The organism is Nonomuraea helvata (genome assembly GCF_039535785.1).
Lineage (GTDB): Bacteria > Actinomycetota > Actinomycetes > Streptosporangiales > Streptosporangiaceae > Nonomuraea > Nonomuraea helvata.
Genome location: NZ_BAAAXV010000005.1, coordinates 1,264,000 through 1,280,541 on the forward strand (window position 1 = coordinate 1,264,000; position 16,542 = coordinate 1,280,541).

Here is a 16,542-nt window from a genome sequence, read left to right on the forward strand (position 1 = left end):
CGGATCCGTGCTCGCCCACGCTCCGGTACGGCAGAGCCGCTGATGGCCTGGGAAGCGGCTCTGCCGGACCTCTCGGTCAGGAGGGGATCTTGGAGATGGAGGCGTTCGCCGACAATGGGGGGAGCCCGTCGGCCACGTCCACGGCGGTCAGGGCGATGGAGTTGACGGTGGTCAGCCGCAGCCTCGGGTTGTCCGCGGTCTCGTCGTCAAGGTCGAGCCCCGCGACGACGTGCTTCTTCATGTCGAGCACCTCGAAGCGCCGGCCGAGGTAGCGGTAGGTCCCTTCATGGGGCGCCTTTCCGTGCGGATGCGGGAACACCCGTACTTACCGCGAGGCATCCCGATGGTTCACGAAGCCGGGGAATCAGACATGAATGTGGCCGAGGGTGCGCACAGCACGGGTTCTGTGGCTCTGACTGGGATGCGCCTGACCCTCCGCCTCGGTGTCAGGCTCAGGCATTCCGTCCGGATGGCGTCGCATCCGGTGCGCGGGAAGCCCTGAGCTGACCCCGCGCATCGCGGCGATGGCCGCCCGCCCCGCGGTGGCGGTGATCCGAGCGGCCCAGTTCACAGCCAGGTAGTGCCCAGCCAGGCAGTCCCGGCCGCGGCCGCCAGGAGCGCGATGTTGAGCCCGATCAGCCGGGCCTCGCCGCGGGAGAGGTGGAGCGCGATACCGCCGACCTGGATCAGGACGAGGCCGATCGCCGAGGCGATGGCGAGCCATGGGGCAATTCCGGTCAGCGGCGGGAGGATGAGGCCGGCGGCACCGAGGAGTTCCAGCACGCCGATGATCCGGACGAGCGGCATGGGAACACGGTCGACCCAGCCCATCATGGGCAGGAGCCGTTCCTGACTCTGTAAGGCCTTCTTGCCTCCGGCGTAGAGGTAGAACACCGCCAGAAGGGCGGCGATGATCCAGTAAGCGATGGTCATGATGGGCTCCGCGGCTAATGGTTACCGTTCGTAAGTTGCCTCATGATGCGTCACTATTGAGAGGCTTACAAAAGGCACATGCGTGTTCGTTAGGCACAAGGGGCTGTCATGTCGCAGTACGAGCACACCTGCATGATCCGCGGAGACGGCGGCCGGACGATCCGCACGATCCTCGACCGGATCTGCGACAAATGGACCCTGCTGGTCGTGGCCACCCTTGACCAGCAGCGGCTGCGCTTCACCGATCTGCATCGGCAGATCCCCGGGATCTCCCAGCGGATGCTGACGCTGACGCTCCGGAACCTGGAGCGCGACGGCCTGGTCTCCCGGACGGCGTACGCGGAGGTTCCACCGAGGGTCGAGTACGCGCTGACCGCTACCGGGCGGAGCCTCATTCCGCCGGCGCTGGCCCTTGCCGGCTGGGCCATCGAGCACATCGCAGACATCGAGGCCAGCAGGGCCGCTTACGAGACCCGGAGCGCACCTTGAATACCTCGCGTGCTCGGGTCGCCGCCGCGAGGACGGCCGGCGTGCTATGCCAGGTGCCAACGGCCGCGAGCCGACAGTCTGAGATCATCACGCTGATCGAGAGCCGCGCACGCGAGGTCGACGCCCACTAATCAGGTCAGTGAGATCTAGCTACACCCGTCTTGAAGGCGCGCGGAAAAGCGTTCTTTGAGCTGCTCGTAGTCGAGCCCGGGGAACAGGACCGGCAATGCGTCGAGCATGTTCTCGATTCGATCGCACACGCGCTCGAACTCCGCATTTCCCAGCGGTGCCCGAGTGAACAAGAACTGCCAGTCGAAGGCGCCCTTGGTCAGCTGAAGCATCTCGAGGTACTCACGGTAGCCAACGTCCATCTTCCAGGCACCATAGCGAGGCTCGGCCACCCACCAGATTTCGGGCTCGCCCGCACACGGACGCAGCCGTAGTGCGGCATAGTGACCCGTACCGGTGACGGGGTGCTCATCGATGATGCGCAGCTCCGATGACCGGAAAAGCTCCTTGCCCTCCCACGACTCGATCCACTCCCCCTGCCCCGGGCTGCTCGCCCGCGCAATATGGGTGAGGTAGAACTCACCGTTGAGGTACGGCCCTTCACCCTTCCACTGGCGCCCCAGCTCCCGAGAGCGCAGATCACACTGCTCCAGCGCGGCGGGCGCCTTGATCTCCTGCTCGCCCACGAGAGCCGCCCATGAGGCGGTGGCATCGGTGAAATCCGTGTCGAGCTCACCCTGGAAGGCGTAAAGGATCTTGATGCGGGGATGGTTGTCCAGGTCACCGCAGACCTTGCGCCAGCCGGCCTCGTACGCCGTCAGTTCCGCCATCACGCACCGTCCAACGTTCGTTGATCGTTTAGCTGCCCGAAACGGTACAAGGCGGCAACCACCGCAGCTGACCTGCGCGCCGTTTTGGCAGCCCAGCACAGTAAGATCGGCAGCTGGTTCCCGGGTTGACGACGCGGGTGCGATTCCCGCCACGTGCTCCACATGCGATGCCGTCGTCATGATGACGTCGAGGAGTTATACGCGTCGTCCCCTGCGGCATCTCGGTCGCTCCGTCCTCGCCAACCTGGCAGTATCAGCAGGGGAGGGATACACCATGAACTTCGATCGCATCACCGTCGAGCCTGACAAGCTGGAAGGCAAGCCCACCATTCGTGGCCTGCGCATCACGGTGGAGACGGTGGTACGGCTTGTGGCCGGCGGATGGACCTTCGACGAGATCCTCTCGGACTACCCGGACTTGGAGCGGGAGGACATCAAGCAGGCGCTTGAGTACGCAGCGGCGTCAACGAATGTCCACTTCTACCGCCTCCGTGAGCCAGCGTGAACTTTCTGGTCGATGAAAATCTCTCGCCTCGTGTCGCGGAGCTGCTGACCAAAGCTGGTCACGATGCGGTCCATGTGCGCGATCTCCAGGCAACGAGCGCACCCGATACCACGATCATGGAACTTGCCGTCGCGGACGGTCGAACCATCATCTCCGCCGACACCGACTTCGGCGCGCTGCTGGCGCACGCCCGTGCAACCGAACCTTCAGTAATCCTCGTGCGAGAACTGCTGGAGCTTCGCCCGCCCGACCTGGTCAACATCATCTCGGCTAATCTGGAGGTTCTCGAACAGCACCTGCAGACAGGCGCAATCGCGGCATTCACCACTGGAGGCATCCGCGTCCGCGCGCTCCCTCTGCGCTGAAGCCAGCATGGTCTACATGCCAGAACAGCTGGGTAGTGGCCGGGGGCGATCGACGATCTGGATAGCGGCCACCTGCCCGTACTTCCTCACGCGCCCCCACATCCGCAACCTGCCATCCGGCCAAGAACACGATCATCCCGTTATCGGCTCGCGTGCGACGGTCTTGTACGTCTTCCAGAAACGACATCATCTATGCATGAGCTATGACCTTGCGGTCTGGGAGGGCGAGCGCCCGTCAAGCGATCGAGAAGCTGGGGAAACGCATAGTGCCCTGTACGAGCAGTACATCGACACTGACGTTGCAATCCCGCCGACTCCCTTGATCGCAAAGTTCGTCGAGCAGCTCTTGCAGCGCTGGCCGGATCTGGACGAGTATGAAGACAGTCCGTGGTCGACATCTCCGCTGATCGGCGAGGCGGCAGGGCCGTACATCTACTTTCCCATGGGGTACAGCCGGGCGGAGGAAGCCTCAGCATACGCGGTCCAGGTCGCAGCCCAACTGGGACTGAATTGCTATGACCCCCAGGAGGATCGACTTCGAACCTAGTGCTGCGGCTGAGAGCCGAGCACGGGGTCCGTCCACAGCAAGATTCACGCCGGAGGTACTGTGGGAAAAACCATGGCCTTCAATATTCCGCGAACCGTCAAAGCTGTCGACGCTGACCAGCTTCTTCAACTCGACGCGGAAGCAGTTGCATGTGGGCTCAACCGCCATCACGGTGTCGAGTGGCTCACTGAATACGCTGAACCTACGGCGACTCATTACCTGCATCCGATACTGGCGCACCGACTGAACCACCGACCAGAACTCTCCCTGCACTGGCGTTGCATGTTACTTCTCGCCGTTCGGGGAGGCGAGCAAGTCTTCTCATTGTTGGATGTACTTCCTGCTTCCTTCGACTCGCTGGCCGAGAATCTGAGCGCAGAGACCAAGAAAGAAATCATCCACAAGCTGAACCACGAGTGCCTGCCGACACAGGCGGAGTGGAATGACCGCCACGGTTGACATTAGATTCTCATCACTCCACACATGTATTGGTTCCGATAGGCGTCAGTCAGCCCATTGCTTTTCGGTAGGCGAATGAGAACGCGCGGAGTTGGGTGGGCTCCAGCCGGCTCACCCGGTAACCAGGCAACGGGTGGGCGATGGCGCCGTAATGCGCGGGGGTTGCGCCGCCAGGCGCCTGAATAAGAACGCCTGAGCCCCGAGCGCGAAGCGCTTCCCGTGAAGACCTTCTGCTCGGGGCGGGCTCCAGCAGGCCGACCACCCAGATGGGCAACGGGTGGGCGTGTGCAGGCCCACCTACCCCATGGCTACTCGGATGAGAGGATCAGGCCGCTGGTCGGTACGCCTGTTCCCGCCGTTACCAGCACGTTCCTCACGTCCGTGAGCTGGTTGGCCGCCGTTCCCCTGATCTGGCGTACCGCTTCCGCAATGCCGTTCATGCCGTGAATGTAGGCCTCACCCAACTGGCCCCCGTGCGGGTTGACCGGCAGGCGGCCGTCCAGTTCTATGCTTCCCTCCCTGAGGAAGGCCGGGGCCTCCCCTCGGGCGCAGAAGCCGAGCTCCTCGAGTTGGGCCAGGACGAACGGGGTGAAGTGGTCGTACAGGATGGCTGTTTGGATGTCTTTGGGCGATAGGCCGGACATAGTCCAGAGTTGGCGGCCGACCAGCGACATTTCGGGGAGGCCGGTCAGGTCGTCGCGGTAATAGCTGGTCATCATCATCTGGCCGGTGCCCGAACCCTGGGCCGCGGCCGCGATCACGGCAGGGGATCTGCGGAGGTCGCGGGCTCGTTCGGCCGACGTGACGACCAGGGCCACCGCGCCGTCGCTCTCCTGGCAGCAGTCGAGCAGGTGCAGCGGCTCCACGATCCACCTGGACGCCTGGTGCTCCTCCAGCGTGATGGGGCGCTGGTAGAACCAGGCGGCCGGGTTGGTGGCCGCGTGCCTGCGCATGGCCACCGCCACCCGGCCGAAGTCCTCCGAGGTCGCTCGGTATGCATGCATGTAGCGGCGGGCGAACATCGCCACCCATGCCGCGGGCGTCATCAGGCCGAACGGCACGTGCCAGCTCATCTCCAAGCCCTGGGAGGTGGGCTCGCCGGTCAGGCGGCTGTTGGGCTGGCCGAAGCGGCGGCCCGAACGTTCGTTGAAGGCGCGGTAGCACACGACCGTCCGCGCCATTCCCGTCGCCACGGCCATGGCCGCGTGTGCCACGGTCCCGCACGCCGCGCCGCCGCCGTACTCGACCCGCGAGAAGAACGTCAGGTCCCCGATCCCCGTCTCCCTCGCCACGGCGATCTCCTGGTTGGAGTCCTGGGTGTAGGTCACCATGCCGTCCACGTCGCCGGGTGAGATGCCCGCGTCGTCCAGCGCCGACAGCACGGCCTCCGCGGCGAGCCGCAGCTCGGAACGCCCCGACTGCTTGCTGAACTCGGTGGCGCCGATGCCCGCTATCGCGGCCCGCCCGCTCAGCGGCGCATCCCCGTTCGGCAACGTTCGTCCGCTCAACGACGCTCGCCCTCCTCCATCAGGGTGACCGTTCCCGTGGCGTGGTCTCCCAGGCTGACCTTGCCGCGTACCTCGACCGTGAGCCGGCCGTCCTCGCGTGCCACGACCGTCCCGTTGAAGCACAGGCGGTCCCCCGCGTACGCCGGTACGCCCAGCTTGACCGCGATGCGCTCGATCACGGCCTCCGGACCCGCCCAGTCGGTGACGTACCGCTCGACCAGCCCCATCGTGGTCAAAATGTTGAGGAAGATGTCCTTCGAGCCCTGGCCGCGGGCCATCTCGACGTCGTGGTGGACCGGCGTGAAGTCCATGGTGGCCAGGGCCGTGGAGACGACCACGGTAGGCGTGAGGTCGATGGACAGCTCCGGCAGCGCCGCTCCGATCTCCATCACGCCTCCCCCGGCGTCCACATCGGGAGGACGAGCTGGTCGTCCATCCGCCGGTACGTCACGCGCAACGGCATGCCGACCGCCACCTCCTCGATCGGGCAGTCCACCACGTTTCCCACGATCCGTACGCCTTCCGGCAGTTCCACCACGCCCACCACGAACGGCGTCTCCCTGCCCGGCACCGGAGGATGGTGATGGACGACATAGCTGTAGAGGGTTCCTTGCCCGCTCGCCACCATGTGGCCACGGTTGACCGAGCGGCAGCGGGGGCACAGCGGACCGGGCGGGTGGCGGAGCTCGCCGCAGTCGGCGCAGGTCTGGATGCGCAGCTCGCCCTGTTTCACGCCTTCCCAGAAGAAGGCCGTGTCCTGGTTGATGGCGGGTTGGAGCGGGTACGCCGCCGCCTGCCCCTCCCCGGCCGCCGCCTGCCCCGTCGTACTCGAAGAGCTCTCCCGCGTGCGTGGGCGAAATTTCAGGACCCGGAAGAGCATCTCGGCCACCGGCTCCTCGTCCTCGCCGTACCAGGTGACCGTCCAGGTGGCGAAGAACCCCACCCCAAGAGCCGTCCGCTTGGGCCCGGCCAGGTCCGTGAACCGCGTGGCCGGGGTCAGCCGCTCCCCGATCCGCGCGTACCGGTGATAGGTCTGCTCGCAGTTCGTCGCCACCACGCCCGTGTAGCCGCTCGCGTCGAGCGCGGCGATCATGTCGTCCACCGGCGAACGGTCCTTGGCCGACCGCCGCACGCCCGGCATCGTCCACACCTGGGCCATCGCGGGCGGCGCGACCCCTTTCTCCAGGTACGCGGGGTTCTCGTCGCCCATGGCGTCCAGCCAGTGCCTGATCATGGGGGCGTTCACGGGGTCGCGTGCCGGGGTGCCGCGTACCTCCCCGAGCGCCGCCTGCTTCTCCGCCAGCTCGTGCAGCTCCTGGTCGTTCATGGGAGGAGTCATCGCGGCGGCCTCGGCAGGCTCAGGCCGAGCATGGCGATCAGCTCCCGCTGCACCTCGTTCACCCCGCCGCCGAACGTCAGCACCACCGCCCCCTTCACCCCGTGGTCCACGCGTTCGAGCAGCTCGGCCGTCTCCGGGTCGGACGGGTCCCCGTACCTGGACAGGATGTCGCCGACGAGCCTGCCGATCTCCTGCATGCGCTCGGAGCCGTAGATCTTGGTGGCCGAGGCGTCGGGGGCGCCCAGCCAGCCGAGGTCCATGTTCGCGGCTACCTGCCAGTTCAGCAGTTCGTTGGTGCGGAAGGCCGCCCACACCCTGGCCAGCGCCCGCCGTACGTCCGGGTTCTCCGCCAGCCCCGTGCGGCGGGCCCAGGCGAGGAAGCGGTCGTACGTCTGACCGAGGTTGCCGGCCGGGCCGAGGGTGACGCGTTCGTGGTTGAGCTGGTTGACGATCAGGTCCCAGCCGCGGTCCACCTCGCCGACCACCATGTTCACGGGCACGCGTACGTCGCTGTAGTAGGTGGCGTTCGTGTGGTGGCGGCCGTCCATGGTGACGATCGGCGTCCACGAGAAGCCGGGGTCGTCCGTGGAGGCGATCATCATGGTGATGCCCTTGTGCTTCTTGGCCTCGGGATTTGTGCGGGCGGCCAGCCAGATGTACTGGGCGTAGTGCGCGCCGCTGGTGAAGACCTTCTGGCCGTTGACGACGTAGTGGTCGCCGTCGAGCACCGCCGTCGTACGCAGGGAGGCCAGGTCGGTGCCGGCCTCGGGCTCGCTGTAGCCGATGGCGAAGTGGCACTCGCCCGCGAGGATCCGCGGAAGGAAGAGGTCCTTCTGCTCCTGCGTGCCGTACTGCATGAGCGTCGGCCCCACGGTCTGCACCGTGATGATCGGGTACGGGACGCCCGCCCGGGCGATCTCGTTGGCGAAGATCTGCTGTTCGAGGGGGCCGTAGCCGCCTCCCCCGTACTCCTTGGGCCAGCCGATGCCCAGCTTGCCGTCGCGGCCGAGGCGGCGGCAGTGCTCCATGTACGCCCCGCCGAACGGATCCTCCGCGATCTTCCTGCGGTCCTCGTCGGTGAGACAGGCCTGGAAGTACTCGCGAAGCTCGTCCCGGAGTGCCCGCTGGGCGGGGGTCAGGTCGATCAGCATCAGACGAGCGCTCCGATCAGGTCGAGCTGGGCGTCGGCGCCGCCGAGCAGGTGGGACAGGTGCTTGGCCTGGGCGAAGTAGCGGTGCAGCGGATACGTCACGTCCAGCCCCATCCCGCCGTGCAGGTGCTGGCAGGTGTAGAGCGCCTTGAAAGCCTCACTGACGTGGTACGCGGCCAGCGCGAGGTCCTGGTCGGCCGGCAGTCCCTCCCCCAGGCGCCAGGCCGCCGACCACATGGCCACGTCCAGGGCCCGCGCAGCGATGTAGACGTCGGCGATCTGCATGGTCACGGCCTGGAACTCGGCCAGCGCCCGGCCGAACTGCTTCCTCGTCCTGATGTAACCGGTGGTGAGCTCCAGGGCGCCGGCCAGCACGCCACTGGCCTGGGCGGCCACGGCCGCCATGAACAGCCGCCTGGCTCCGGTGACCGCCTCCGGGCCCGCGACCCGCTCGGCCGGGGTGCCGTCCAGCGCGATGGTGGCGGCGGGCTCGCCGGTGGAGGTGTACTCGGGGATGGTGGGTGGCGACTCGACCAGGAACAGGCCCTCGTCCGCGCTGACCAGCACCCAGCCCCCGGGGTAGGGCACCGAGACCTTGCGACCGGTCAACGCCCAGCCGCCGTCGACGGGCCGGGCGGTCGTCAGGGGCGGGTCGGCCGGCGCCCTCCCGGGCTCACGGAGCGCGACAGTGGCCCCGTCGCTCAAGCGGCGCTGCTGGTCAAGGGTGCCGCAGTGGGCCAGCGTCAGCGTGCTCACCAGTGTGGGCAGCACGGGCACCGGCGCCGCGCGCGCACCCACCTCGCGCAGCACCACGGCCATCTCGACCGGCCCGAGCCCGGCTCCGCCCGCCTCCTCCGGCACGCACACGCTCATGAGCCCGGCCTGCCGCAACCGCTCGCCGTCCTCTTTGGCCAGCACCTCGGCCGCCAGCTTCCGCAGGTCCTGCTGGGTTTCGTCCAGGTTGAAGTCCATTCAAGCCTCCAAGAGGTGTTGCCTGCCGTGCCGTACGAACTCCTCCTCGATGCCCTTGACGTCCGCGTCGGTCAGCGGCCGGAGCCCGCAACCCGTGCGCCACCAGACCGGGTCGGCGGTGCGCCAGGCCTCGCGGGCGAGGACCCGTTTGAGGACCTTGTGCGAGGGCGTCTGGGGCAGGTCCCCAGAAAGGCGGATAAATCGGGGTAAAGATTTGGCACCCAGGTCGCGGCGCGAAGCCAGGAACGCCGTGAACGCGTCCGGGTCGAACCCGCCCTCCAGCACGAGCGCCGCCATGACCTGGTCGCCGGCCGCCGGATCGGGCACCGGGTAGACGGCCGCCTCGACCACCCCGGCGAACTCTCTCAGCGCCGCCTCGACGGGCGCGACAGCCAGGTTCTCGCCGTCCACGCGCAGACGCTCGGTTCCGCGCCCAGCGAAGAACACGTAGCCGTCCCCGTCCGCGTACGCCAGGTCGCCCGACCAGAACGCGCCGTCCCTGATGCGCTCGGCGTCGGCCTCGGGATCGTTGTAGTAGCCGTCGAACAGCCCCAGCCCGGCCACGTTGACCAGCTCGCCGACGGCCTCCTCCGCGTTGAGCAGGCGGCCGTTCTCGATGCGGCCCGGCGGGCAGGGGCGACCCGTCACAGGGTCGAGGATCCGAACCCCCTCCGGCAGCCTCCCGAGGCATCCGGGCGGGCCGGACGGGTCGGGGGTGAGCGAGATGGCCGTCTCCGTGGAACCGAAGGCGTCGATCACGTGGCACCCGAACCGTTCCCCGAACCTCCTGGTCGCCACCGCGCTGCCCTCGTTCCCGAACGCGATCCGCAGCGGGTTGTCGGCGTCGTCCGCGCGTTCCGGGGTGGCCAGGACATAGGAGAGCGCTTTGCCGACATAGTGCAGGTACGTGCAGCCGTACCGCCTGATGTCCGGCAGCAGGCCCGACGCCGAGAACCGCCGCCGCAGCACCAGCGCCGCCCCCGACGCCACCGCCGGGGCGTAGGCGGCCATCAGCGCGCCGGAGTGGAACAGCGGCATCGAGCAGTACACGACGTCGGAGGGCGTGAGCCGCGTCCCCAGGCTCATCCCGGGCAGGGCGAGCTTGCGCTGCGTGATCCGCACGGCGCGGGGCCGGCCCGAGGTGCCGGAGGTGAAGATCAGCATCACCAGGTCCCCCGGCGCGTCCTGCGGTGTGGCCGGCGGCTCGAGGCCGACGGCGGACAGGGGCAGCGCCTCCACCCCCAGCGCATCGGCCACCTGCCCGGCCGTCGCCGCGTAGGGGCTGTCGGCCAGGAGCAGGTCCACGTCGGTGGCGCGGGCGTCGCGGACCAGCTCCTCGACCGAGCGCGTCGGGTTCAGCGCGACGACCACGTGCCCGGACAGCGCCGCCGCGCCCACGAGGAACACCAGCTCAGGAACGTTCTCGCTGAGCACCCCGACATGCGACCGGGTGCCGCGCCGGGACAGCCATGCTCCGGAGGCACGGCAGGCGGCCACGTGCTCGCGCCACGACCACGTCATGTCCTCGAACATCAGCCCAGGTCGATCGTCCTCCGCCCGTGCGAGAAGCAGGGCCGCCAGCGTGTCCGCGATCATCCAGGGCCTCCACCAAGCGCTCGGTCAGCCGAATCGCAAACTAGAACAGATTCTAATATCTGTCCAGTGCCCGTCCATGCCGATAAGTCGTGACATATGCGTGTAACGCCGAAGACATGGGGCTATATGGCCACTTTGTGACCCGCTAGTAACAAGCCGCGATATCGAGAAATCAGATAACGTGTTCTTATGCGTACCACGCCGGCGACGATCGCCGCGCCCTCCAGCGACACCGAGGGGATCATGGAAAGCCACCCCACGACGGGCGGGCACAGTGTCCGTACGCGTAGCCAGCACCAACGCCGCAAGCGCATCGTCCAGGCGGCGGCCGCGCTCGCCTCCCGGGGCGGGGTCGAGGCCATGCAGATGCGTACGGTGGCCGAGCGCGCGGGCGTCGCCCTCGGCACCCTCTACCGCTACTTCCCGTCCAAGATGGACCTGGTGGTGGCGGTGGTGGGCGAGGAGATCGACCTTCTGGAAAGCAGCATCGAGCGCAGGCCGCCCGGCGCCGCCACGCCGTCGAGCCGCGCGGTGGACGTGCTGATGAGGGCCACGCGCGGGCTGATGCGCGAGCCGGAGCTGGCCGACGCGCTCATCCGCTCGCTCATCATGGCGGAGGTCCAGACCCCGTTCGGCGAGCGCATGACGGGGCTGCTGCTGCGCGTCTCGGCCGACGGCCTGAGCCTCGAGGAGGCGACCGAGGAGCAGCTCGACCTCGCGGGCTCCCTGGCCAGCGTGTGGGTCCAGGAGCTCCTGGAGATGCTCCGCGGCCGCCGCACCTACGACCAGATCCAGCGTCGCATCGAGACCGCCGCCGCCAGGCTGCTCACCGATATCTAAGGCTGCGCCGATCGCCTAGTTCGCCAGGTGGAACGTGCGGCGGTAGGCGTGCGGTGAGACCCCCACCGCCGCCTGCAGGTGCTGCCTGAGCGAGGCCGGCGTGCCGAAGCCGGCGCGGTCCGCGATGCGGTCCACCGGGAGGTCGCTGGTCTCCAGGAGGTGTCTGGCCAGGGCGACGCGCTGCTGGATCAGCCATTGACCGGGGCTCAGCCCCACCTCCTGCCGGAAATGCCGGGTGAACGTACGCCTGCTCATACCGGCGTGACCCGCCAGGTCGTCCAGCCGGAGCGGGGCGCCCAGCCGCTCCATGGCCCAGGCCCTGGTCGGAGCGGTGCCGACGCTGGACGGCTCGGGCACCGGATGCTCGATGTACTGCGCCTGGCCACCGTCCCGCCACGGCGGCACCACGCACCCCCTGGCCACCTGGTTGGCGACCCGGCTGCCGTGGTCGCGGCGGACGAGGTGGAGGAAGAGGTCGACCCCGGCCGACGCGCCCGCCGAGGTGAGCACGTCGCCGTCGTCCACGAACAGCACGTCCGCGTCCACCCGCACCTTCGGGAACACGGCGGCGAACCGCTCGGCGTGCCGCCAGTGCGTGGTCGCCGGGCGGCCGTCGAGCAGCCCCACGGCCGCCAGCACGAACGTGCCGACGCAGATGGACACGACCCGAGCGCCGGGACGGATCCGGGCGAGCGCCCCGTCCAGGCCGGCGGGCAGCGAGTCCCTGCCCGTGATCCCGGAGAACCACTCCGCGGCGGGCACCACCACCGTGTCGGCGCGCTCCAGCACGCTCGCGTCATGCTCGACCGCGACCCGGTAGTCGGCGGCGGTGGCGACGGGCGTGCCGTCGGGCGTGCAGGTGACCACCTCGTAGAGCGGCTCGCCGCCGGGCCCCTGCGCGGTGCCGAAGATCCGGGAGGGAATGCTCAGCTCGAACGGGATGATCCCGTCAACGGCGAGGACGGCGACTCGATGCATGGCCCGATCTTTACACAGAATGGCCTTTGGGCCACTCGCGGGCTCCGCCCTGGAACCAGGAGGCTGGTCTCATGAAGATGAAAGCGATCAGCCAGGACACCCTGGGCGGCCCCGAGGTGCTGAAGACGGTCGAGGTCGACAAGCCGGTTCCGGGCCCGACGGAGGTGCTGGTGCGGGTGGAGGCGGCAGGGCTGAACCCGACCGACTGGAAGACCCGCCAGTCGGGCGGCTTCCTGACGGACAGACTTCCGTTCGTACTCGGCTACGACGTCTCGGGCGTGGTCGAGGCCTCTGGTTTCGGGCAGGCGCTCTACAAGCCGGGCGACGAGGTGTTCGGCATGCTGAAGTACCCGGACGCGCACGGCGCCTTCGCCGAGTACGTGACCGCGCCGTCTCGGCATTTCGTGCGTAAGCCCGCCAACATCGACCATGTCCAGGCGGCCGGGATCCCACTCGCGGGGCTGACGGCGTACCAGGCGCTCGTGGACGTCGCCGGGTTGAAGGGCGGGCAGCGCGTGCTGATTCACGCCGCCGCGGGCGGCGTGGGGCATCTCGCGGTCCAGATCGCCAAGGCGCGCGGCGCTTATGTGATCGGGACGGCCAGCGCGGCCAAGCACGAGTTCCTGCGCGGCCTGGGCGCCGACGAGCTGGTCGACTACCGTAACGAGGACTTCGCCGAGGTCGTGCGGGACGTGGACGTGGTGCTCGACACCATCGGCGGCGACTACGGGCCGCGCTCGCTGCCCACCTTGCGCCGGGACGGCGTGATCGTCTCGCTGGTGCTCAGGGAGCTCGACCCCGGTTTCCACGAGCGGGCCGCCGAGCTGGGCATCCGCGCGGAGGCGGTGCTGGTGGAGCCGGACCAGGCCGCGATGCGCGCCCTCGCGGCCCTGGTCGAGGCCGGCAAGCTGCGGGTGGAGATCGCCGCCGTCCTTCCGCTGGCGGAGGCCGCCAAGGCCCACGAGCTCGGCGAGACGAACCGCACCACCGGCAAGATCGTCCTCACCGTCGCCCACTGACCCCACCGCCGGGCCGCAACCCCCCGGCAGCGGCCGTGCAGTGCAGCACTTTGGGCACCACACCACGGAAGTGCGCTAGAACGCTATGTCGCCGTTGACTCACAGCATTACAGTCCGTGAAAGGAATGCAACCCTGCGCTGCCAATCGTATAGATTTTCGAAAGAACACCTGCCACCGAAGCAAAGGGCTGTGCCCTAGATCTCCGATCGACCGCATGGCATCAGAACCAGTCAGTCTGTCAGTGGCAGCGTCTATACAGGGGGTGTCACTCGCTCCCCGGCCTGAGGTGGGGGCTTGCCCCGATGGGGCGGGCCTGAGTGACCAGACCCAGCCACCACGCAAGAGGGAGGTGACCTTGGTGGCTACGTTTCACGTAGGGCAGCAGACCGACCCTGCCGTGCTTCTCCAGCGGCAGGCTCTCGAACCGGTGTCAGCAGACACCCCTGGGAGCAGGGACGAAACGGGGCACCGGCACGCCGCTGGCGGCGTATCCGGCGTGAAACATGGTCGAGGAGAGACTCCTGCCGCTTCACCTGGCGGCGAGAGCGTCACCCGCGCAAGCGGAGTCCGCGGTCGTGAGACCGCACCCCGGGTGTTCGTCCTCGCGAAGGACGGCACTCCACTGGACCCCTGCCATCCGGCACGGGCCAGGAGACTGTTGAAGGCCGGGCGGGCGGTGGTGCACCGGCACACTCCGTTCGTGATCCGGCTGAAAGACCGCACCGCTGCCGCCTCAACGGTGCAGGGCGTAGAGCTCGGCGTCGACCCAGGCTCCAGGCACACCGGGATCGCAGTGTTCCGCGAAGACAGCGGGCATCGTACAGGACTGTACGGTCTGCAGCTCGGACACCGCGGCGCGGCCATCCGCGACGGCTTGACGGCACGGGCCGGGTATCGCCGGCGGCGCCGGTCGGCGAACCTGCGCTATCGGGCACCCCGGTTCGCCAACCGAACTCGGCCGATCGGATGGCTGGCGCCGTCGCTGCAACACCGGGTTGATACCACGATGTCGTGGATCGCTCGCCTGACCCGATGGGCTCCGGTCCGCGCCGTCCACCTGGAGCAGGCGGCGTTCGATGTGCACGCCATGGCGGCCGGGCGCCCGCTGGACGGTGTTGAGTACCAACAGGGCACCCTCCACGGGTACGAGGTCCGGCAGTACCTGCTGGAAAAGTGGGACCGGGCCTGCGCCTACTGTGGTGCTACGGGCACGCCGCTGGACATCGACCACATACACGCGAAGGCACGCGGCGGCTCAGACCGAATCTCCAACCTGGCTATGGCCTGCGTTCCGTGCAACCAGGCCAAGAACGCCACCCCGGTGGAGGAGTTCCTCGCCGGACGGCCCACGGTGCTGGACCGGATCCTGGCTCAGTCGAAGGCGCCGCTACGGGACGCGGCGGCCATGAACGCCACACGGTGGGCGATCTGGCGCGCCCTGTCTAGGTTTGACGTCCCGATACACGGCGCCACAGGTGGCCGCACCAAGTGGAACCGGCGGCGGACCGGAGCCCCAAAGTCGCACACCCTGGACGCACTGCACGTCGGCGAGCTGCACCAGGTGACGACCTGGCCAGGCCAGGTTCTGGCTGCCGCGGCAACCGGCCGCGGGACCCACTGCCGCACCCGCACCGACAAGTACGGCTTTCCGAGGCTGCAGCTACCCCGCATTAAACGCGTCTACGGCTTCGCAACTGGTGACCTGGTCCGCGCTACCGCCCCGACCGGCAAGAACGCCGGGGTCCACACCGGCCGGGTCGCGGTCCGCGCCACCGGCAAGTTCAACATCACCACCCGCCTCGGCACCGTCCAGGGCATTGCCCACCGACACGTCCGCCTGTTGCAGCGCGGCGACGGCTACGCCTACCACCGGCAAGAAGAAGCCGATGCGCCACCCTGACGGTTTCGACGGCATCTCACCTGGCGACGAAACGCCTGTTCTTACCCTGCTCCGCAGGGGTCCGTCCCCTCTCCGGCCCCAAACCAGAGCATCCATGGAGGTTCCCGATGACCGACAAGCCGACGAACGAGGAGTTCCTCCGACAGGCTGATCCGATGCGGCGCGAGCTCCTGGCGCACTGCTACCGGATGATGGGCTCGGTGCACGACGCGGAAGACCTCGTCCAGGAGACGTACTTGCGCGCGTGGCGGGCCTACGACGGCTTCGAAGGGCACTCCTCGCTGCGCACGTGGCTCTATCGCATCGCCACGAACGCCTGCCTGACCGCGCTCGACAGCCGCGGCAGGCGGCCGCTCCCCACCGGTCTCGGCGCTCCCAGCACCGAGGCGACCGCTCCCCTGGTGCAGGACAACGAGGTGCTGTGGCTGGAGCCCGTGCCCGACGCGCTGGCGGGCGCGGCCGGCGACGATCCCGCCTCGATCGTGACCTCGCGCGAGAGCATCAGGCTCGCCCTCATCGCCGCGCTGCAGCACCTGCCGCCCCGGCAGCGCGCGGTGCTGGTCCTGCGCGACGTGCTCAGATGGAAGGCCGCCGAGGTGGCCGAGGCGCTGGAGACGTCCACCGCGGCCGTCAACAGCATCCTCCAGCGGGCCCGCGCCCAGCTCGACCAGGTGCAGCCGAACCGCGACGACCCGGTGGAGCCACTGTCATCCGACCAGCGGGCCCAGCTCGAGCGTTACGTGGCGGCGTTCGAGAACTACGACTTCGAGAGCCTGGTGGAGCAGTTCACCAAGGACGCGATCTGGGAGATGCCGCCTTTCGTCGGCTGGTACCAGGGGCCGGAGTCGATCCTGGAGCTCATGAAGACGCAGTGCCCCGCCAAGGGTCCCGGCGATCTCAAGCTGGTGCCGACCGCCGCCAACGGCCAGACGGCCTTCGCCATGTACTTGCGCGAGGACGGCGTCTACCGGCAGTTCTCGCTCATGGTGGTGACGTTCTCCGGGGAGCGGATCAGCCACGGCGTCATGTTCTTCGAGAAGAAGCTGTTCGAGACGTTCGGGCTGCCGGAGGTGCTGGAGGGTTCCGCGGCAAAGTAGAACGC

At 68.2% G+C, this 16,542-nt stretch carries 19 protein-coding genes; 9 read left to right on the top strand and 10 right to left on the bottom strand.

Going from position 1 to position 16,542, the window contains the following annotated elements; translation table 11 throughout:
• Positions 1-76: 76 nt before the first annotated feature.
• Together ABD830_RS25220 and ABD830_RS25225 are read right to left on the bottom strand one after the other, a co-directional pair.
• Complete coding sequence (locus ABD830_RS25220; protein ID WP_344991927.1) at positions 77-241, bottom strand: hypothetical protein; 165 nt, start codon at positions 239-241, stop codon at positions 77-79.
• Between the two features lie 326 nt (positions 242-567).
• A complete protein-coding gene (locus ABD830_RS25225; RefSeq protein ID WP_344991930.1) occupies positions 568-933 on the bottom strand; it encodes a DoxX family protein in 366 nt (121 codons plus the stop codon).
• 108 nt (positions 934-1,041) lie between these two features.
• Between ABD830_RS25225 and ABD830_RS25230 the strand changes: the two genes are divergently transcribed.
• Positions 1,042-1,422, top strand: a complete 381-nt coding sequence (locus tag ABD830_RS25230) for a winged helix-turn-helix transcriptional regulator (protein ID WP_344991933.1) — start codon at positions 1,042-1,044, stop codon at positions 1,420-1,422.
• A 146-nt stretch (positions 1,423-1,568) separates the two neighbouring features.
• On the opposite strand, the gene ABD830_RS25235 is transcribed toward ABD830_RS25230, so the two are convergent.
• A complete protein-coding gene (locus ABD830_RS25235; protein WP_344991937.1) occupies positions 1,569-2,261 on the bottom strand; it encodes a hypothetical protein in 693 nt (230 codons plus the stop codon).
• Between the two features lie 274 nt (positions 2,262-2,535).
• Between ABD830_RS25235 and ABD830_RS25240 the strand changes: the two genes are divergently transcribed.
• Genes ABD830_RS25240 through ABD830_RS25255 form a run of 4 tightly spaced genes read left to right on the top strand, consistent with a single transcriptional unit; the run spans position 2,536 to position 4,137 of the window.
• A complete protein-coding gene (locus ABD830_RS25240) occupies positions 2,536-2,766 on the top strand; it encodes a DUF433 domain-containing protein (RefSeq protein WP_344991940.1) in 231 nt (76 codons plus the stop codon).
• Positions 2,763-3,131, top strand: a complete 369-nt coding sequence (locus ABD830_RS25245) for a DUF5615 family PIN-like protein (RefSeq protein ID WP_344991943.1) — start codon at positions 2,763-2,765, stop codon at positions 3,129-3,131. Before ABD830_RS25240 ends, ABD830_RS25245 begins: the two co-directional genes overlap by 4 nt.
• Before the next feature lie 16 nt (positions 3,132-3,147).
• Positions 3,148-3,678: a hypothetical protein gene (locus ABD830_RS25250; protein ID WP_344991945.1), complete on the top strand. Its 531-nt coding sequence runs from the start codon at positions 3,148-3,150 to the stop codon at positions 3,676-3,678.
• Positions 3,679-3,738: 60 nt separating this feature from the next.
• Positions 3,739-4,137: a hypothetical protein gene (locus tag ABD830_RS25255; protein ID WP_344991948.1), complete on the top strand. Its 399-nt coding sequence runs from the start codon at positions 3,739-3,741 to the stop codon at positions 4,135-4,137.
• Between the two features lie 308 nt (positions 4,138-4,445).
• On the opposite strand, the gene ABD830_RS25260 is transcribed toward ABD830_RS25255, so the two are convergent.
• Genes ABD830_RS25260 through ABD830_RS25285 form a run of 6 tightly spaced genes read right to left on the bottom strand, consistent with a single transcriptional unit; the run spans position 4,446 to position 10,702 of the window.
• Complete coding sequence (locus ABD830_RS25260) at positions 4,446-5,645, bottom strand: lipid-transfer protein (RefSeq protein WP_344991951.1); 1,200 nt, start codon at positions 5,643-5,645, stop codon at positions 4,446-4,448.
• On the bottom strand, positions 5,642-6,034 hold the full coding sequence (locus ABD830_RS25265) for a MaoC family dehydratase (RefSeq protein ID WP_344991953.1): 393 nt from the start codon (positions 6,032-6,034) through the stop codon (positions 5,642-5,644). The genes ABD830_RS25260 and ABD830_RS25265 overlap by 4 nt, the downstream gene beginning before the upstream one ends.
• Positions 6,034-6,972 carry a bifunctional MaoC family dehydratase N-terminal/OB-fold nucleic acid binding domain-containing protein gene (locus tag ABD830_RS25270; protein ID WP_344991956.1) on the bottom strand — a complete coding sequence of 313 codons (939 nt, stop codon included), beginning with the start codon at positions 6,970-6,972 and terminating at the stop codon, positions 6,034-6,036. Before ABD830_RS25270 ends, ABD830_RS25265 begins: the two co-directional genes overlap by 1 nt.
• Before the next feature lie 8 nt (positions 6,973-6,980).
• On the bottom strand, positions 6,981-8,135 hold the full coding sequence (locus tag ABD830_RS25275; protein WP_344991959.1) for an acyl-CoA dehydrogenase family protein: 1,155 nt from the start codon (positions 8,133-8,135) through the stop codon (positions 6,981-6,983).
• On the bottom strand, positions 8,135-9,106 hold the full coding sequence (locus ABD830_RS25280) for an acyl-CoA dehydrogenase family protein (protein WP_344991962.1): 972 nt from the start codon (positions 9,104-9,106) through the stop codon (positions 8,135-8,137). Before ABD830_RS25280 ends, ABD830_RS25275 begins: the two co-directional genes overlap by 1 nt.
• Positions 9,107-10,702, bottom strand: a complete 1,596-nt coding sequence (locus tag ABD830_RS25285) for an AMP-binding protein (protein WP_344991965.1) — start codon at positions 10,700-10,702, stop codon at positions 9,107-9,109.
• 243 nt (positions 10,703-10,945) lie between these two features.
• Between ABD830_RS25285 and ABD830_RS25290 the strand changes: the two genes are divergently transcribed.
• Complete coding sequence (locus tag ABD830_RS25290; RefSeq protein WP_344993015.1) at positions 10,946-11,542, top strand: TetR family transcriptional regulator; 597 nt, start codon at positions 10,946-10,948, stop codon at positions 11,540-11,542.
• A gap of 15 nt (positions 11,543-11,557) precedes the next feature.
• On the opposite strand, the gene ABD830_RS25295 is transcribed toward ABD830_RS25290, so the two are convergent.
• Entirely contained in the window at positions 11,558-12,520 is a 963-nt protein-coding gene (locus tag ABD830_RS25295; protein WP_344991968.1) for a GlxA family transcriptional regulator, read from the bottom strand.
• Positions 12,521-12,597: 77 nt separating this feature from the next.
• On the opposite strand from ABD830_RS25295, the gene ABD830_RS25300 reads away from it, so the two are divergent.
• The 3 genes from ABD830_RS25300 (at position 12,598) to ABD830_RS25310 (ending at position 16,537) form a co-directional block, all read left to right on the top strand.
• A complete protein-coding gene (locus ABD830_RS25300) occupies positions 12,598-13,539 on the top strand; it encodes an NADP-dependent oxidoreductase (RefSeq protein ID WP_344993018.1) in 942 nt (313 codons plus the stop codon).
• A 593-nt stretch (positions 13,540-14,132) separates the two neighbouring features.
• A complete protein-coding gene (gene iscB / locus ABD830_RS25305) occupies positions 14,133-15,440 on the top strand; it encodes an RNA-guided endonuclease IscB (RefSeq protein ID WP_344991971.1) in 1,308 nt (435 codons plus the stop codon).
• Positions 15,441-15,547: 107 nt separating this feature from the next.
• The gene (locus ABD830_RS25310; protein WP_344991974.1) at positions 15,548-16,537 is read left to right on the top strand and encodes a sigma-70 family RNA polymerase sigma factor; all 990 of its coding nucleotides are present in this window, start codon (positions 15,548-15,550) and stop codon (positions 16,535-16,537) included.
• Positions 16,538-16,542: the final 5 nt, after the last annotated feature.

Excerpts from the sequence above, each read along its gene's own strand:
- ABD830_RS25220 (WP_344991927.1), bottom strand. The coding sequence starts at position 241 with ATGAAGAAGCACGTCGTCGCGGGGCTCGACCTTGACGACGAGACCGCG.
- ABD830_RS25225 (WP_344991930.1), bottom strand. The coding sequence starts at position 933 with ATGACCATCGCTTACTGGATCATCGCCGCCCTTCTGGCGGTGTTCTAC.
- ABD830_RS25230 (WP_344991933.1), top strand. The coding sequence starts at position 1,042 with ATGTCGCAGTACGAGCACACCTGCATGATCCGCGGAGACGGCGGCCGG.
- ABD830_RS25235 (WP_344991937.1), bottom strand. The coding sequence starts at position 2,261 with ATGGCGGAACTGACGGCGTACGAGGCCGGCTGGCGCAAGGTCTGCGGT.
- ABD830_RS25240 (WP_344991940.1), top strand. The coding sequence starts at position 2,536 with ATGAACTTCGATCGCATCACCGTCGAGCCTGACAAGCTGGAAGGCAAG.
- ABD830_RS25250 (WP_344991945.1), top strand. The coding sequence starts at position 3,148 with ATGCCAGAACAGCTGGGTAGTGGCCGGGGGCGATCGACGATCTGGATA.
- ABD830_RS25265 (WP_344991953.1), bottom strand. The coding sequence starts at position 6,034 with ATGGAGATCGGAGCGGCGCTGCCGGAGCTGTCCATCGACCTCACGCCT.
- ABD830_RS25270 (WP_344991956.1), bottom strand. The coding sequence starts at position 6,972 with ATGAACGACCAGGAGCTGCACGAGCTGGCGGAGAAGCAGGCGGCGCTC.
- ABD830_RS25275 (WP_344991959.1), bottom strand. The coding sequence starts at position 8,135 with ATGCTGATCGACCTGACCCCCGCCCAGCGGGCACTCCGGGACGAGCTT.
- ABD830_RS25280 (WP_344991962.1), bottom strand. The coding sequence starts at position 9,106 with ATGGACTTCAACCTGGACGAAACCCAGCAGGACCTGCGGAAGCTGGCG.
- ABD830_RS25285 (WP_344991965.1), bottom strand. The coding sequence starts at position 10,702 with ATGATCGCGGACACGCTGGCGGCCCTGCTTCTCGCACGGGCGGAGGAC.
- ABD830_RS25290 (WP_344993015.1), top strand. The coding sequence starts at position 10,946 with ATGGAAAGCCACCCCACGACGGGCGGGCACAGTGTCCGTACGCGTAGC.
- ABD830_RS25295 (WP_344991968.1), bottom strand. The coding sequence starts at position 12,520 with ATGCATCGAGTCGCCGTCCTCGCCGTTGACGGGATCATCCCGTTCGAG.
- ABD830_RS25300 (WP_344993018.1), top strand. The coding sequence starts at position 12,598 with ATGAAAGCGATCAGCCAGGACACCCTGGGCGGCCCCGAGGTGCTGAAG.
- ABD830_RS25310 (WP_344991974.1), top strand. The coding sequence starts at position 15,548 with ATGACCGACAAGCCGACGAACGAGGAGTTCCTCCGACAGGCTGATCCG.